The 14,250-nt window shown below is 58.5% G+C and carries 16 protein-coding genes; 8 read left to right on the top strand and 8 right to left on the bottom strand.

The window, feature by feature from the left end:
- The first annotated feature begins 59 nt into the window (after positions 1-59).
- The gene (locus PKC81_RS01035; protein WP_324332757.1) at positions 60-1,550 is read left to right on the top strand and encodes a M48 family metalloprotease; all 1,491 of its coding nucleotides are present in this window, start codon (positions 60-62) and stop codon (positions 1,548-1,550) included.
- A 44-nt stretch (positions 1,551-1,594) separates the two neighbouring features.
- Here the strand turns inward: PKC81_RS01035 and dksA are convergent, their stop codons facing one another.
- The 3 genes from dksA to PKC81_RS01050 form a co-directional block, all read right to left on the bottom strand.
- Entirely contained in the window at positions 1,595-2,059 is a 465-nt protein-coding gene (gene dksA / locus PKC81_RS01040; RefSeq protein ID WP_298598952.1) for an RNA polymerase-binding protein DksA, read from the bottom strand.
- Between the two features lie 638 nt (positions 2,060-2,697).
- Entirely contained in the window at positions 2,698-3,177 is a 480-nt protein-coding gene (locus PKC81_RS01045; RefSeq protein ID WP_324332759.1) for a hypothetical protein, read from the bottom strand.
- Positions 3,178-3,210: 33 nt separating this feature from the next.
- On the bottom strand, positions 3,211-3,510 hold the full coding sequence (locus PKC81_RS01050; protein WP_324332760.1) for a hypothetical protein: 300 nt from the start codon (positions 3,508-3,510) through the stop codon (positions 3,211-3,213).
- A gap of 211 nt (positions 3,511-3,721) precedes the next feature.
- On the opposite strand from PKC81_RS01050, the gene serS reads away from it, so the two are divergent.
- Complete coding sequence (gene serS, locus PKC81_RS01055) at positions 3,722-5,002, top strand: serine--tRNA ligase (RefSeq protein ID WP_324332761.1); 1,281 nt, start codon at positions 3,722-3,724, stop codon at positions 5,000-5,002.
- Complete coding sequence (surE, locus tag PKC81_RS01060) at positions 5,002-5,766, top strand: 5'/3'-nucleotidase SurE (RefSeq protein ID WP_324332762.1); 765 nt, start codon at positions 5,002-5,004, stop codon at positions 5,764-5,766. Before serS ends, surE begins: the two co-directional genes overlap by 1 nt.
- Before the next feature lie 6 nt (positions 5,767-5,772).
- Here the strand turns inward: surE and PKC81_RS01065 are convergent, their stop codons facing one another.
- Genes PKC81_RS01065 through PKC81_RS01075 form a run of 3 tightly spaced genes read right to left on the bottom strand, consistent with a single transcriptional unit; the run spans position 5,773 to position 6,960 of the window.
- Positions 5,773-6,060, bottom strand: coding sequence for a DUF1971 domain-containing protein (locus PKC81_RS01065; protein WP_324332763.1), 288 nt, complete (start codon positions 6,058-6,060; stop codon positions 5,773-5,775).
- Positions 6,057-6,506 (bottom strand): hypothetical protein, encoded by a 450-nt coding sequence (locus PKC81_RS01070; RefSeq protein ID WP_324332764.1) that lies wholly within the window; start codon positions 6,504-6,506, stop codon positions 6,057-6,059. Before PKC81_RS01070 ends, PKC81_RS01065 begins: the two co-directional genes overlap by 4 nt.
- Positions 6,499-6,960 carry a group III truncated hemoglobin gene (locus PKC81_RS01075; RefSeq protein WP_324332765.1) on the bottom strand — a complete coding sequence of 154 codons (462 nt, stop codon included), beginning with the start codon at positions 6,958-6,960 and terminating at the stop codon, positions 6,499-6,501. Before PKC81_RS01075 ends, PKC81_RS01070 begins: the two co-directional genes overlap by 8 nt.
- 79 nt (positions 6,961-7,039) lie before the next feature.
- Here PKC81_RS01075 and PKC81_RS01080 point away from each other — a divergent pair, with 79 nt between their 5' ends.
- Positions 7,040-7,513 carry an Rrf2 family transcriptional regulator gene (locus PKC81_RS01080; RefSeq protein WP_324332766.1) on the top strand — a complete coding sequence of 158 codons (474 nt, stop codon included), beginning with the start codon at positions 7,040-7,042 and terminating at the stop codon, positions 7,511-7,513.
- Here the strand turns inward: PKC81_RS01080 and PKC81_RS01085 are convergent.
- The gene (locus tag PKC81_RS01085; protein ID WP_324332767.1) at positions 7,471-7,872 is read right to left on the bottom strand and encodes a DUF1761 domain-containing protein; all 402 of its coding nucleotides are present in this window, start codon (positions 7,870-7,872) and stop codon (positions 7,471-7,473) included. The two genes, PKC81_RS01080 and PKC81_RS01085, sit on opposite strands and share 43 nt — an antisense overlap.
- 66 nt (positions 7,873-7,938) lie before the next feature.
- On the opposite strand from PKC81_RS01085, the gene rimO reads away from it, so the two are divergent.
- Together rimO and PKC81_RS01095 are read left to right on the top strand one after the other, a co-directional pair.
- Entirely contained in the window at positions 7,939-9,324 is a 1,386-nt protein-coding gene (gene rimO / locus PKC81_RS01090; protein ID WP_324332768.1) for a 30S ribosomal protein S12 methylthiotransferase RimO, read from the top strand.
- Positions 9,325-9,403: 79 nt separating this feature from the next.
- Complete coding sequence (locus tag PKC81_RS01095; protein ID WP_324332769.1) at positions 9,404-10,936, top strand: NAD(P)/FAD-dependent oxidoreductase; 1,533 nt, start codon at positions 9,404-9,406, stop codon at positions 10,934-10,936.
- 110 nt (positions 10,937-11,046) lie between these two features.
- On the opposite strand, the gene PKC81_RS01100 is transcribed toward PKC81_RS01095, so the two are convergent.
- Positions 11,047-11,682, bottom strand: coding sequence for a hypothetical protein (locus tag PKC81_RS01100; RefSeq protein WP_324332771.1), 636 nt, complete (start codon positions 11,680-11,682; stop codon positions 11,047-11,049).
- Positions 11,683-11,724: 42 nt separating this feature from the next.
- Between PKC81_RS01100 and PKC81_RS01105 the strand changes: the two genes are divergently transcribed.
- On the top strand, positions 11,725-13,116 hold the full coding sequence (locus PKC81_RS01105) for a leucyl aminopeptidase family protein (RefSeq protein WP_324332772.1): 1,392 nt from the start codon (positions 11,725-11,727) through the stop codon (positions 13,114-13,116).
- 126 nt (positions 13,117-13,242) lie between these two features.
- On the top strand, positions 13,243-14,139 hold the full coding sequence (locus tag PKC81_RS01110; protein WP_324332773.1) for an NlpC/P60 family protein: 897 nt from the start codon (positions 13,243-13,245) through the stop codon (positions 14,137-14,139).
- Positions 14,140-14,250: the final 111 nt, after the last annotated feature.

Consider the following 14,250-nt stretch of genomic DNA (forward strand, 5'->3'; position numbering starts at 1 on the left):
ATTTACCTAGACTCTTGGGATTGCATGCTAAAGTATGCCTGCAAAAATAGGAGTCCGTCGTGCGTAACAAACTGCTCTTGACCCTCGCCGCCTCTGCTCTCGCCATAGGTAACGTTTCAACCGAAGGCGTATCTGCAGCAAAATCGAAAAGCAGCGAACCCTTGCCATTTTCGGCAAAGGAAAAGGCCAATGGTGCGAAATATCACCCTGAAATCCTCAAGGAATTTGGCGGCGCCTATCAAAGCCCGCAGACCGCCTATGTCGAACGCGTAGGTAAGAAGATTGCACTCCAATCTGGCCTGGCGAATAGCGAGGGCGAATTCACGGTTACCTTCCTCAACTCGGCCGTGAACAATGCTTTTGCGATCGAAGGCGGCTACGTCTACATCACCCGCCAGCTTGCCGCATTGTGCAACAGCGAAGCAGAGATGGCCGGCGTATTGGGGCACGAAGTTGGCCATACGGCTGCCCGCCATAGCAAGAAGCGTCAAAAACAGGCGACAATAGCCAATATCCTCGGCGCGATCGGTACGGTCGGCGGAGCGATGCTGGGTGACAATGGCGGTCTCGCTGGCGCACTGGGCGGTGTTGCCCGTGAATATTCAGGGGCACTGGCTCAGATTTTCACGCTCAAATATTCGCGCGGCCAGGAAGAACAGGCCGATGATCTGGGGATCAAATATCTCAGCAAGGCTGGCTATGATCCCTCTGCCTTGTCGGCAATGTTGAACTCGCTCGCGCTGCAGACAGCGGTGGATGCCAAGGCTGCGGGCCTCAATGGCCATTCGGTTCCCGAATGGGCGAGCACGCACCCCGATCCCGCGAAGCGCGTTGTCCGTGCAGCAACCAATGCGCGGAAATATCCCGCAAGCACGGTGCGTAATGCCGATGCGCATCTAAGGGCGATCGACGGGATGATGTATGATGATGACCCGAAAGAGGGCGTCATCGAAGGGCAGGAGTTTCTCCACCCCGACATTCGCCTCCGCTTTGCTGTGCCTTCAGGCTTTGGCATGTCTAACGGCACGCAGGCGGTGACGATCAACGGTAATGGCGGCAAAGCGCTTTTCACAACACAGCCCTATAATGGCGACCGGCGGGCCTATATCGATGCCGCGTTCAAGGCTGTGGTCGGCAATCAGCAACAGGTCAACTACGGCCAGATTCAACAGACCACGGTCAATGGAATTCCAGCATTTTACGCATCAGCTGATGTACCGACTCAGCAATCTGGTACAGTCAGGCTGACAGTTTTCGCTTATGAATGGGCGAACAGTCAGGCGTTCCACTTCGTCACAATTGCACCGGTCAATACAACTCCGTTCACTTCGATGTTCGAGAGCGTATCGCGGCTCACCGACAGGCAGGCGGCTGACATAAAACCCCGTAAGGTCAGGGTTGTTACCGTTGGGCGTTCGGATACGGTAGCCACGATGGCAGCACAAATGGCCTATAAAAACTTCCAGACCGAACGCTTCCTGGCGCTCAACGGGCTATCCGGCAACGCTGCGCTTTCGCGCGGTCAGAAGGTGAAGATCGTCACTTATTAGGATAGAGACGGCGTCCTTAAATACAAAGGACGCCGTAACTCTGATTAGTCGTCGCGTGAGATGCGTTCCTGGCGCTCGTGGCGTTCCTGCGCCTCCAGCGTCATGGTTGCGATCGGGCGTGCGCGCAGACGGGCGAGCGAAATGGGTTCGCCGGTTACCTGGCAATATCCATATTCGCCTTCCTTGATCCGGCGCAGTGCGGCATCGATCTTTGCGATAAGCTTGCGCTGGCGATCGCGCGTGCGGAGTTCAATGCCCCAATCGGTTTCGCTTGACGCGCGGTCGTTGAGATCGGGTTCGCGAATGGGCCCGTCTTGCAACTGGTTCAGCGTACCGCGTGATTCATCCAGAATCTCTTTGCGCCATTTGAGCAATTGAAGTTCAAAGAAGCGCAACTGCTTCTCGCTCATGAACGGTTCATCATCAGACGGCACGTAATCGGGGTCTAGGTCACTCTCCAATTCGCTGATTTTTTCGGATTTATCTTGCACTTGAGTGCTGGCATTCATTGCAGAATCTCCACCGAAGAACGGCTTGAATACAGGCCGAAAAGCCTGCATTCCCTCTCTTGGCGGGCGCTATAGACGCGGCTCCAAAGCCGCACAAGCGGCAAATCGAACGCACGAGATTCGTCTGTGGAAATTTTCGTTCAAAATTTGCTATAACTTCGGTTAGAGTTAACCCTTGCCTGGCCAAACAGTTCCACAACGGGACGTTTCGTCATTTTACACCGGAAAACGTGCGATTTTTTTTGTTCTCGGCGGGTGAACAGGGTTAATGGAATTGCGGCTATGGGAGTCTTCTGCCCAATTGAACCGATTAAGGGCGGGAATCCATCAAACAGGGTGAATTGACCGTCGCAACGACTGAAGAGGTCAGGGAATATGTCAGTACGGATGGCTTTGGCAAAATTGTGCGCGTGCACATGTGGCGGTGCCCTGATCGGCGGCGGCGCGGTGCAGGTTGCTGACCAACCGCCCGCACAAGTCAAGGTACACAAGGCCAAGAAAAAGGTGAAGGCGCGCAAGATCGCCCGCCACGCGCCCGTCCGTAAGGTCAAGCGCGTCCGCAAGGTCGTGCGCACCACGACAACAACCTGCGTACCGCAACCCGTTGCAATCGCTCAGGGCATGCCGATGCCCATTCCCTATGCTCCGCTTCCCCCGATGGGTGATGTCGGCAGCAGCGGTGGCGGTGTTCCAGTTGTGATTGGCGGTGGTTTTGGTGGTGGCTTTGGCGGCGGCTTCTTCGGCGGCTTTTCTGGCGGCGGTGGCGGCAGCAGCGGTGGCACCGTGGTTGTTTCGTCCACCTCGACCGGTTCGACCAGCACATCGTCGGGCGGTTCGGGCGGCTCGAGCACCTCAACTGGCGGATCCAGCACATCCAGCACTTCGGGCGGCGTTTCGACCTCAACGGGCGGCGTCAGCACATCGACCTCAACGGGCGGCGTCTCGACATCGACTGGTGGTGTCAGCACTTCGACCGGCGGCGTGAGCACCTCGAGCGGTAACGTATCGACCTCGTCGGGCAACAATAGCACAAGTTCTTCGAGTTCTTCGTCGTCGAGCAGTTCATCCTCTTCCAGTTCGTCATCTTCGTCGAGCTCGTCTTCAGGCGGCGGCAGCACGGGAGGCAAGCCGGGCGGTAGCAGCGGCGGCCATCATGGCAGCAGCGGTGGCCATTCCAGCAATGGTGGATCGAGCGGCTCATCGGGCAGCAGTGGATCCTCGGGCTCGTCAGGTAGCAGCGGGTCGTCCGGCTCGAGCGGCTCCTCCTCGTCGTCGGGCAGTTCGTCATCCTCCAGCTCTTCGAGCAGCTCGTCAGGCGGTTCGTCCAGCTTTGGCGGCAGCACCAGCACTGGATCGACGGGTTCGAGTGGATCGTCGTCGAGCAGCAGCTCTTCCAGCTCTTCGTCCAGCTCCAGTTCTTCGTCATCGAGCGGCGGCAGCTCGAGCAGCACCGGTGGCACGGACGTTCCGGCCCCGCCGATGGTCCTTCTCTTTGGCGCAGCAGCGGCCGGCCTTTTTGCTCGCCGCCGTAATGCGAAGAAGAAGCTGTCGAAAGCTGCCTGATTTTCGTCACAGGGGAATGTTGAGGGGGGCGGCTTTCGGGCCGCCCTTTTCGTTTATGATGCTTGCGCCCGCGCGCGCTGCTCGGCATAGGCCTTGGCCATGCACGACCTGAAATATATCCGCGAATATCCTGCCGCCTTCGACGCCGCGCTTGCACGGCGTGGTGCCGCAGCTGTGTCTGCCGAAATCCTTGCCCTTGACGAACGCCGCCGTTCGGTGCTGACCGAGCTGCAGGAAGGGCAATCGCGCCGCAACGAAGCATCGAAGGCCATCGGCGCCGCGATGGGCAAGGGGGACGCCGCAACCGCCGACGCGCTGAAGGCGGAGGTCGGCGTGCTCAAGGAAAAGCTGCCGCAACTGGAGGAACAGGAGCGTGCGGTTTCCGGCGAATTGGACGCGCTGCTCGCTTCGATCCCCAACCTGCCGTTCGATGAAGTGCCGCAAGGTGCTGACGAGAATGACAATGTCGAAGTCAGCCGCTGGGGCACGCCACGCACCTTCGATTTTGAAGCCAAGGACCATAGCGAGATCGGCCCTCCACTGGGGCTGGATTTCGAAACCGGTGTCGCGATTTCCGGTGCGCGTTTCACCTTCATGCGCGGGCAGATGGCGCGGCTGAATCGCGCGCTTGGCCAATATATGCTCGACCATCAGACGGGCACCAACGGCTATAGCGAATGTGCGACGCCGTATCTGGTGCGGACGGAGTCGCTTTTCGGAACCGGTCAGCTACCCAAATTCGCCGAGGATAACTTCCAGACCACCGATGGCCGTTGGCTGATCCCTACTGCCGAAGTGTCGCTGACCAACAGCGTGCGCGAGCAGATCCTCGACGAAGCCGCGCTGCCGATCCGCATGACCGCACTGACACCTTGTTTCCGCTCCGAGGCAGGGGCTGCGGGCAAAGATACCAAGGGCTTGATCCGCCAACACCAGTTTGAAAAGGTCGAGCTGGTCTCGATCACGCGCCCCGAAGACAGCGTTGCCGAGCATGAGCGGATGACCGCGGCGGCGGAAAGCGTATTGCAGGCGTTGAACCTGCCCTATCGCAAGCTGCTGCTCTGCACCGGCGACATGGGCTTTGGAGCACGCAAGACCTATGATCTGGAGGTCTGGCTGCCGGGGCAGGGGCTGTATCGCGAGATTTCGAGCTGTTCCAACTGCGGTGATTTCCAGGCGCGGCGCATGAACGCGCGCTATCGTCCGGCGGAAGGCAAAGGTACAGCCTTTGTCCATACGCTCAACGGATCGGGGCTGGCAGTAGGCCGCACGCTCGTTGCCGTGGTTGAAAACTACCAGAATGCCGATGGAAGTGTGTCGGTTCCCGATGTGCTGAAGCCCTATATGGGCGGACTTAATAAGTTGGAGCCGATGAACTGATGCGCATACTTCTCACCAATGACGACGGCGTGAACGCCCCCGGCCTCAAGGTCCTCGAAAAGATCGCACGCGAATTCAGCGACGATATCTGGATTGTCGCCCCCGCAGAGGAGAATTCGGGTGCGGGCCACTCGCTCACGCTGACCCGCCCGGTGCGTATACGCCAGCATGGCCATCAGCATTTCTCGGTGACTGGCACACCCACCGATTCGGTGATGATGGCGCTGGGTGTGATCATGAAAGATGCGAAACCCGACGTCGTTCTGTCGGGCGTCAATCGCGGTGCCAATCTGGGTGATGACATCACCTATTCGGGTACTGTTTCCGCCGCGATGGAAGGCGCATTGGCTGGCGTTCGCGCGATCGCGATGAGCCAGGTCTATGGCAAGGAAGGCATGGGCGATGCCGTGCCCTTTTCTGCTGCGGAGGCGTGGGGCGCGAAAGTGCTCGCGCCGCTGCTCGAAACCCCGTTCGTACCTCGCACACTGGTCAATGTGAATTTCCCGGCGGTTGCACCCGATGCGGTCAAGGGCATTCAGGTGGTGCGGCAGGGCTTCCACGATTACAGCCGTGGTTCGATCGTCAAGGGCACCGATCCGCGCGGTTACGACTATTACTGGTTCGGCCTGCACGGGGTCGAGCATACCTCAGGCCATGATACCGACCTTGAAGTCGTCGATGACGGCTTCATTTCGGTCACACCGCTGCAACTCGATCTGACCCATCGTGAATCGCTGCAGGTGCTGCGCACCGCTTATTCCTGAACGGCGCTATTTCCAGAATTCGATTGTCAGCCGGAACGGCCCCGACACTTCCAGATGGTGCGGGGTCGTTGGCGTAACCAACTGGATATTGCCTGTAACGAGCCTGTGGCGCTTATCGGTGCGGCCATCGTCCCAGACGAAGTCTACCGAGCCCTCCAGTAGTTCGAGTTTTCCCCACACGTCCTCTTTCAGCCGATGCTCCGCGCGCAGGCCTGAAGGAAGTGTCGCCGCATCGAACGGCCCGATTTTGCGATAGGGCGTGGCCGATGCAGGCAAGACGGCCGGATTACTCACAAACCCACCGCCCTTGCGATCACCGCAATCGAAATGCCGAACAGCGCAATACAAAGCGGTACGGCCAATATCTGTCCTGCTACTGCGCTGCGGCTCATCGGGCCGGTCCAGGTTTCGAGCACGCCAATGCCATGTTCGAAGTGCGATTTTTTCCGGGGCGGATTCAGGCCGAACAACACAGCGGCTGTCCCGAAAAACATGAATGTATAGGCAGCGCTTATGGCCAGCATGAACAGGCCCGAAAGTTCGGTGCCAATGGCCGCGAGCAGGCCGACGAAGAACAACGCGTAGCATGCCCACATGACGTGCCATACCGAGTTAGGGATCTGCAGGTCGGTTGCCTCTGGCAGAACAGGGATGTCAGGAATAATCCGAACGGGGCGTGCAGTATCAATCGGGACGGGCTTTTGTTCGATAAGGGCTGCGCTCTGCGATTCATCAAGCATGTTGAACATCCTTCATTCTGGAGGCGAGGTGGCCATCGCGATGGATGCGAATCCCGGTCAGTAGGCTATCGGCAATCATGTGTGCGCGACCGAGTATCAGATCCCGGGCGGCCTCAGATGGCGCAGTATCCGCAAGGGTTTGTTTGAAAAGGGCGAGCCAGTGATTGAACTCGATGGCCTCGATCTGCGGGATTGCCACATGTTTCAGCATCGGATTGCCCGAAAAACTACCGCTGTTGTGCAAGACCGACCGCCAAAATTGCTTCATTCGCTCAAGATGCTCGGGCCAAGCCTTGATCCGGCTGTTGAAGATCGGCCCCAGCATCGCATCGCTGCGGATTTGTGCATAAAAGCTTTCGACCATCAGGCCGATATAGGCCTCGTCAATGCCGACAGCCTCGGCAGCTGCTTTCTTGGCCTGGCGCGCGGAGGCGGAATATGGATGCGTTGTCATGATACGACTCATTAAGTGGTATTTGAAATGCATCTATAAGCGCGTTGCGCCTAAAAGCAACATTTGATATACAACTTTAATGCGATTGAACCTGCACACCGATTATGCGCTGCGCATACTGATGTATCTGGCGACCAAATCCGATCAGGCGCCGGTCGATGAAATCGCAGGGGCCTACGGCATTTCGCGCAACCACCTGATGAAGGTGGCACGCAGTCTGGTGGAATTGCAATTGATAGAGGCCCGGCGCGGGCGTAGCGGTGGCTTCGCGCTTGCCGTGGCCCCCGAAGCGATCAATGTCGGTTTTGTCGTGCGCAAGCTGGAAAGTCTCGAGAGTTTCGTCGAATGTTTCGATCGCGGGTCAAACAGTTGTCCGGTTGCTGGCGCTTGCGGGCTGCAGGGCGCGCTGAACGGAGCGCTGGCGGCGTTTCTCGACAAGCTTGACGAATATATGCTTTCGGATCTGCTACCCGATCGAAACCGATTCCTGAGGCAGTTGAAGGCTTTCGATCAGGCCCCTAACAGCCCGAAAACTAGCCCCATCGCGGCGTAAAAGGCGATCCAGTATCCGGCATCGATGGCGAACAGCTTGCCAGATTTGCGCCCGTACAGGTAATTGGTGCCGATAGCGGGGGCGACGAAACCGATCGCAATCCCGGTGGAGATCATCATCGTCCGGTAAAAATCGGTATCGAAATGCGAGAGCAAATGGCCGAGGAAAACCGCCGACAAGATGCTGAACAGGAAGGTGATCCCGAAAATCTTGGCCATATTGCCCGATTTGATTTCATCGTCCGATAGCCCGATTTCGCGTTGCCACGCTTTGCCAAACAACGGACCGTACCAAAGCCCGCCGACCATGAAGCCAGATGCCGCCGCCACCAGTATCGCCAGAAGATTTGCGTTTGCCATGTCTGTTTCCTCCCGGCTCCATCATGCGCGTGAACGCACTTCGTGACAAGTGCGCGCAAAACGCCTATGCGCGCCGCCATCATGGCAACGAAAATTCAAGAAGCGCCCAAGGTGGGCATGGTGTCGCTTGGCTGCCCCAAGGCGCTGGTCGATAGCGAACGTATCCTTACCAAGCTGCGCGCAGACGGCTATGCAATGTCGCCCGATTATGAGGGCGCGGACGTCGTTCTGGTCAACACTTGTGGTTTCCTCGACAGTGCCAAGGAGGAAAGCCTTGAGGCTATTGGCGAGGCGATTGCCGAAAATGGCCGGGTGATCGTTACCGGCTGCATGGGCAATGAAGCCGAGCTGATCCGCGCGCGCTTCCCCGAAGTATTGGCCGTCACCGGCGCGCATCAATATGAACATGTCGTCGCTGCGGTGCACGAAGCGGCCCCGCCTGCGCGCGGCGCCTTTGTCGATCTGGTTCCCGAAGGCGGGCTGAAACTGACACCACGCCATTACAGCTATCTGAAGATATCCGAAGGCTGCAACCACAGCTGCGCCTTCTGCATCATCCCGTCCTTGCGCGGGAAACTGGCCAGCCGCCGGATTGATGCGGTACTGCGCGAAGCAGAGAAACTGGTGTCGGCGGGCACAAAGGAACTGCTGGCTATCAGCCAGGATACGTCGGCCTATGGCGTCGATACCCGCCACGAACCGCGCGAATGGAAAGGGCGGCAGGTGCGCGCGCACATGACCGATCTTGCGCGCGAACTGGGGCACTTGCGGACATCGGAGGGCAAAGCGCCTTGGGTGCGGTTGCACTATGTCTATCCCTATCCGCATGTGGATGATGTCATCCCGTTGATGGCTGAAGGGCTGCTAACGCCTTATCTCGATATCCCGTTCCAGCATGCTGCGCCTTCGGTACTCAAATCGATGAAGCGGCCTGCCAATGAGGCCAAGGTGCTTGAACGCATTCGCAACTGGCGCAGCATCGCGCCCGATATCGCGATCCGTTCCAGCTTTGTTGTTGGCTTTCCCGGTGAAACCGAGGCGGATTTCCAATATCTGCTCGACTGGCTCGATGAGGCGCAGCTGGACCGTGTCGGCGCGTTCCGGTTTGAACCCGTCGAAGGGGCTGCCGCCAATGCGTTGCCCAATCCAGTGCCCGAAGAGGTCAAGGAAGAGCGCTATCAACGCATCATGGAGAAAACCGCCGCGATCAGCGCTGCAAAACTCGCCGCGAAGGTCGGCCGAACGCTGCCCGTGATTATCGACGAGGTCGGGGAATCGGACGAAGAAGGCAGCATCGGTGCCACCGCGCGCAGCCAAGCCGATGCCCCGGAAATCGACGGCAATGTGTTCCTGCGGGATGTGCCAGAAACGCTTAAATCGGGCGATATCGTTGACGTTGCGATAGAAGATGCTGACGAGCATGACTTGTTCGGTGTGATTGCCCAAGGCTGATGTAAACGGGTTGCAATCTGCAACCATGTAAGTAAGTTTCCTTTTAAGCGCACGCTTAAATAGCGCAGAGGAGACGCATATGGCCGGGAAGCAGCATGGTGGCGAATTTGATGTCCTGATTGTCGGGGCAGGGCTGTCGGGTATTGCCGCCGCCGCGCATTTGACGATGCAGTGCCCCGGTAAAAGCTATGCCATTGTCGAGCAGCGCGCCGATATGGGCGGGACTTGGGACCTGTTCCGTTACCCCGGTATCCGTTCGGATTCGGACATGCATACGCTCGGCTATCGTTTCAAACCCTGGACCGAGGCGAAGGCAATCGCCGACGGCCCGTCGATCCACAAATATGTCCATGAAACTGCCGAGGAATATGGCATTACACCGCATATCCGCTTTCGCCACCGGGTGCTCGGTGCCGACTGGTCGACTGAAAAAGCCTGCTGGACGGTAACCGCGCGCCGCGAAGAGGATGGCGCGGAGGTGCAGTTCACCGCCAACTTCCTGTTCATGTGCGCAGGCTATTATGATTATGACCAAGGCTATCGCCCCGAATTCCCGCAAGAGGCCAGCTATACCGGAAAGATCATTCACCCACAGCATTGGCCCGAAGACCTGAATTATGCAGGCAAGAAGGTTGTAGTGATTGGCTCCGGCGCAACCGCCGTGACCATCGTGCCGGTGATGGCAGAGACCGCCGAGAAGGTTTACATGCTGCAGCGCACGCCGACCTATATGGTCTCCCGTCCGGCAAAGGATTGGCTGGCCAATATGATGCGCGCGATCCTGCCCGAGATGACGGCGTACAAGATCACCCGTTGGCGCAACATCGCGATGCAGCGTTTTGCCTATAATATGGCGCGTAACAAGCCGGAGAAGATGAGCAAGCGGCTGCTGGAAATGGCGCGCAAGATGCTGCCTGCCGATTATCCGAATTTCGAAAAAGACTTCACACCGCCTTACACCCCTTGGGAACAGCGGCTGTGTCTTGTGCCCGATGCCGATATGTTCAACGCTATCTCCAGCGGAAAGGCGGAGATTGTGACCGATCATATCGACCATTTCACCCCGACCGGCATCAAGCTGAAATCAGGGCGCGAGTTGGAGGCGGATATCATCGTCACAGCTACGGGCCTCAATCTGGTGATGATGGGCAAGACCAATCTCAGCATTGATGGTAAGGCGACCGCGCCGCATGAGCATGTCAGCTATAAAGGCATGATGTTCAACGATATCCCGAACATGGCGAGCGTGTTTGGCTATGTGAATGCCAGCTGGACTCTGAAGACCGATATTGTTGCCGATTATGTCTGCCGCCTGCTGAAAACGATGGATGCAAAGGGTGTGCAGATTGCCAACCCGCATCTGGCCGACGCCGATATGCCGCGCCTGCCGTGGGTTGATGATTTCTCCTCGGGCTATTTCGCGCGCTCGTTCGACAAGCTGCCCAAAAATGGCGACCGCCACCCATGGCGGGTATTGCAGGATTACAAGGCGGAGAAAAAGATCCTGACTGAAGAACCGATTGACGATGGCATCATGCAATTTTCGAAGGCCGGCGAGATGGTGAAACCGTTGGAAGCGACTGCAGAGCCGATGCTGGAGGCGGCGGAGTAACAACTTCACGCTCGCAAAATCGACCGTAGTGCTGAGCTTGTCGAAGCACGACCTTCAGAATAGTGTAAACCTTGAGGCGCCCTTCGACAGGCTCAGGGCTACGGTTTTCTCTAATGACCTTCGTTCTCGGATTCCCGCGTCGTAACCGCCGCCACCCGTCTTTCGGCGACCGGCTCGGGTGCGACGACATGCGGTTTGCGGCGGACGATCCACAGGATGATGCCGATGGCGAGCAGTCCGATCACAAAAATGGCACCAGCGAGTGCGGCGAAGACGCCGTACATTGGCCTCAGATCGGGGGTGTAGGATTTGGCAACCGGCATCTCGTTGCTGATCTTCCAGTAATCGACCTCATAGGGCTCGTTGCGCAGCTGGAACAGGCGCACTTCCGCAGTCGTCCACTTGCCGTTATCTTTGGCGGCATAGGTGACGGTGACTTCCGAATCCTCTGGGCCTTGCATGCCTTCGGGCTTGTAGGAGATAAATCGCGGTGTCAGTTTAGGTGCCGCCTGTAATTCTTTAGATTCTTTTGAAAATCGGGCTTCGAGTTCATCCAGGGCGGTCGGTGCGACATGGCGCGCTGCCGCTGCCTTCTCGCCCTTTTGCAGCGCCGCCACAAAAGCGTCAGACGTAGCTCCGATGTCTCTCGGTAATTCGACAGTTGCAGGTTCATTCCACGAACAGGCAGCGAGCAGGAACAGGAACAATAAGGGCAATCGCTTCAGAAAATCCGCGCGAAGGTCCATTTGCTTCTCCCCCTGTTGAATCGATGTCGCTATCAAGGCTGGATGACCGACTATAGCAATTTGATCCAGCCCGATAGCGGGCAAGCCGCAACCGAGATAGAAATCGTTTCGAAAGAGGGTTTTGCCGAGTGGTTCGCGGCCCAACCCGGCCCCGTCCGCGCCGCCGCCACCGCGCAAAAGTTTGACGGAAATGCCGGAGATTTCGCGATCCTGCACATCCCGGGTAGTGACGATTGGAAGGCCGCACTGGTGGTCGCCGATGCCACCAAGCTCGAACATTGGTCGCTGTCCAAGGCGTCAGAAGTTTTGCCTGAAGGCACATATCGGTTGAAAGGTGCGGAAACCGGCGATGCCTTGCTGGGCTGGCTGCTCGGCCAATATCGCTTTGACGTTTATCGCAGCGAACCCAAGCTGAAAGGACCGCGCGTCCTGCTCACCAGCGAGCCGGGGCGGATCGAAAATGCCGTGCGCCAGGCAGAGGCGACTGATCTGGTGCGCACGCTCGTCAACCGCCCCGCAGGTGATCTGGGCCCTGACCAGTTGGAGGCCGAGGCACAGCGGCTGGCAAAGGCGCATAAGGGCAAGCTGCATGTTACCAAGGGGCATGATCTCGAAACCGGCTATCCATTGATCCATGCGGTCGGCAAGGCAGCGTCGCGCGATTATGCGCCGCGGTTGATCGAACTTGAATGGGGCGACGAACGCCATCCGCGTATCGCCATCGTCGGCAAGGGCGTGGTGTTCGATTCGGGCGGGCTTTCGATGAAAAGCGCGGTCGGCATGCGGTTGATGAAGAAAGATATGGGCGGTGCCGCCCATGCGTTGGCGCTCGCCGAGCTGATCATGAAGGCGCATCTACCGGTGCGGTTGCATTTGCTGGTCGCGGCGGTCGAAAATTGCGTAGCAGGCGGCGCATTGCGCCCGGGAGACATTGTGAAGAGCCGTGCGGGTATCCATGTCGAAATCGACAATACCGATGCCGAAGGGCGGCTGATTTTGGCCGATACTTTGGCCAAGGCGGTGGAAGACAAGGCAGGCCTGATCGTCAATTTTGCAACGCTGACCGGAGCTGCCCGCGTTGCACTTGGCCCTGATTTGCCAGCGCTTTTCGCCAATGACGATGAACTGGCTGACGGCCTGCTCGATGCGGGCAAGGCGGTGGCCGACCCGTTATGGCGGATGCCGCTGTGGAAGCCCTATATCGATATGCTCGATAGCGACATTGCCGATACCGCCAATGCGGGCGGCGGTTTTGCAGGCGCGATTACCGCGGCACTGTTCATGCAGAAATTCGTGCCCGATGAAGTTCGCTGGGCGCATCTCGATACCTTCGCATGGCGCCCGACCGCAAAGCCGGGGCGGCCCAAGGGCGGAGAGGCGCTGGGGCTTCGGGCGGTTTATCGCTACTTGTCGCAGGCCTATCCGGTCCGCTAAGGACTAAATTCGAATATCTCGTCATTCCCGCGAAGGCGGGAATCCATCACCTGACTTGGAAGTTTCAACAGCCGGTGATGGACCCCCGCCTTCGCGGGGGTGACGATAACAGGGTAAGGGTTAGAATTGGCAAAGCAGCCACCCAAACAACGCGCGACCTATCGCCTCAGCGGGCATAGCATCGAAGGCGACAAGCGCACGACGCCGATCCGCGGCGATCTGGCGGACATCAAGCTCGCCGGTAAGCTGTTCGCGCCGCACTATGCGGTGCCGATGCTGCGCACCGGGATTGCGCCTGTCACCGAAATCCATGCCGAGCCGCATCTCTCCTCAATGCCCGTCAGCGCGTTGATGCATGGGGAGGAATTTGCCGTGCTCGATGTCGCGGGCGAATGGGCCTGGGGCTATTGCCTGCACGACGATTATCTGGGTTATCTGCGCTTTGCCGATCTGGGGGACGATTTCACTGCAACCCATGTGGTCAGCGCACCTGCCACCTTGCTGGTGGCAACGCCCTCGATCAAGGCTCCGGTGCTGGCCCGCTATCCGATGGGCGCGCAGATCGTCTGCGGTGAAGCCAGCGAATGTGGCAAGTTTCTGGCTTGCGAAGGCGGCTGGATTCCGCGCGTGCATTTGTCCGAACCCGGCAAGGTCGAGGGATCGCCGGCCGATCTGGCAGAAAAGCTGGTCGGCGTGCCCTATAGCTGGGGCGGGCGCAGCGGCGATGCGCTCGATTGTTCGGGGCTGGTGCAGCTGGTCTTTGGACTCAAGGGCATCAAGGCGCCTCGCGATGCCGATATGCAGCAGTCGGGTTTTGGCGAAGCACTGGGCGCGGACGAAAAGCTGCAGCGCGGCGACCTTGTCTTCTTCCCCGGCCATGTCGGTATCATGGCGGACGAGAGCAACCTGATCCACGCTAATGGCGCGGCGATGGCGGTTTCGGTGGAGCCCTTGGCTGACGCGACGGCGCGGTTCGCCGAACATGATGAGCCGGTGCTGGCGCGGAAGAGGGTGGCGTTGTGATTGCCCCCTCGGTTTTCTGCCCCTCTCCCCTTGCGGGAGAGGAAAGACTTGGCTTGGCAACTTGTTGCCTAGCAAATCTTTGAGAGGGGGCGGCCGCCACAAGCCCTCTCC

The organism is Sphingorhabdus sp. (assembly GCF_035329025.1).
In the GTDB taxonomy this organism is placed as follows: domain Bacteria; phylum Pseudomonadota; class Alphaproteobacteria; order Sphingomonadales; family Sphingomonadaceae; genus Sphingorhabdus_B.

What these genes read in the sequence shown, in the direction of transcription:
- surE (WP_324332762.1), top strand. Translation starts at nt 5,002, where the DNA reads ATGCGCATACTTCTCACCAATGACGACGGCGTGAACGCCCCCGGCCTC.
- PKC81_RS01080 (WP_324332766.1), top strand. Translation starts at nt 7,040, where the DNA reads ATGCGATTGAACCTGCACACCGATTATGCGCTGCGCATACTGATGTAT.
- dksA (WP_298598952.1), bottom strand. Translation starts at nt 2,059, where the DNA reads ATGAATGCCAGCACTCAAGTGCAAGATAAATCCGAAAAAATCAGCGAA.
- rimO (WP_324332768.1), top strand. Translation starts at nt 7,939, where the DNA reads ATGCGCGCCGCCATCATGGCAACGAAAATTCAAGAAGCGCCCAAGGTG.
- PKC81_RS01095 (WP_324332769.1), top strand. Translation starts at nt 9,404, where the DNA reads ATGGCCGGGAAGCAGCATGGTGGCGAATTTGATGTCCTGATTGTCGGG.
- PKC81_RS01085 (WP_324332767.1), bottom strand. Translation starts at nt 7,872, where the DNA reads ATGGCAAACGCAAATCTTCTGGCGATACTGGTGGCGGCGGCATCTGGC.
- serS (WP_324332761.1), top strand. Translation starts at nt 3,722, where the DNA reads ATGCACGACCTGAAATATATCCGCGAATATCCTGCCGCCTTCGACGCC.
- PKC81_RS01100 (WP_324332771.1), bottom strand. Translation starts at nt 11,682, where the DNA reads ATGGACCTTCGCGCGGATTTTCTGAAGCGATTGCCCTTATTGTTCCTG.
- PKC81_RS01075 (WP_324332765.1), bottom strand. Translation starts at nt 6,960, where the DNA reads ATGACAACGCATCCATATTCCGCCTCCGCGCGCCAGGCCAAGAAAGCA.
- PKC81_RS01070 (WP_324332764.1), bottom strand. Translation starts at nt 6,506, where the DNA reads ATGCTTGATGAATCGCAGAGCGCAGCCCTTATCGAACAAAAGCCCGTC.
- PKC81_RS01105 (WP_324332772.1), top strand. Translation starts at nt 11,725, where the DNA reads ATGACCGACTATAGCAATTTGATCCAGCCCGATAGCGGGCAAGCCGCA.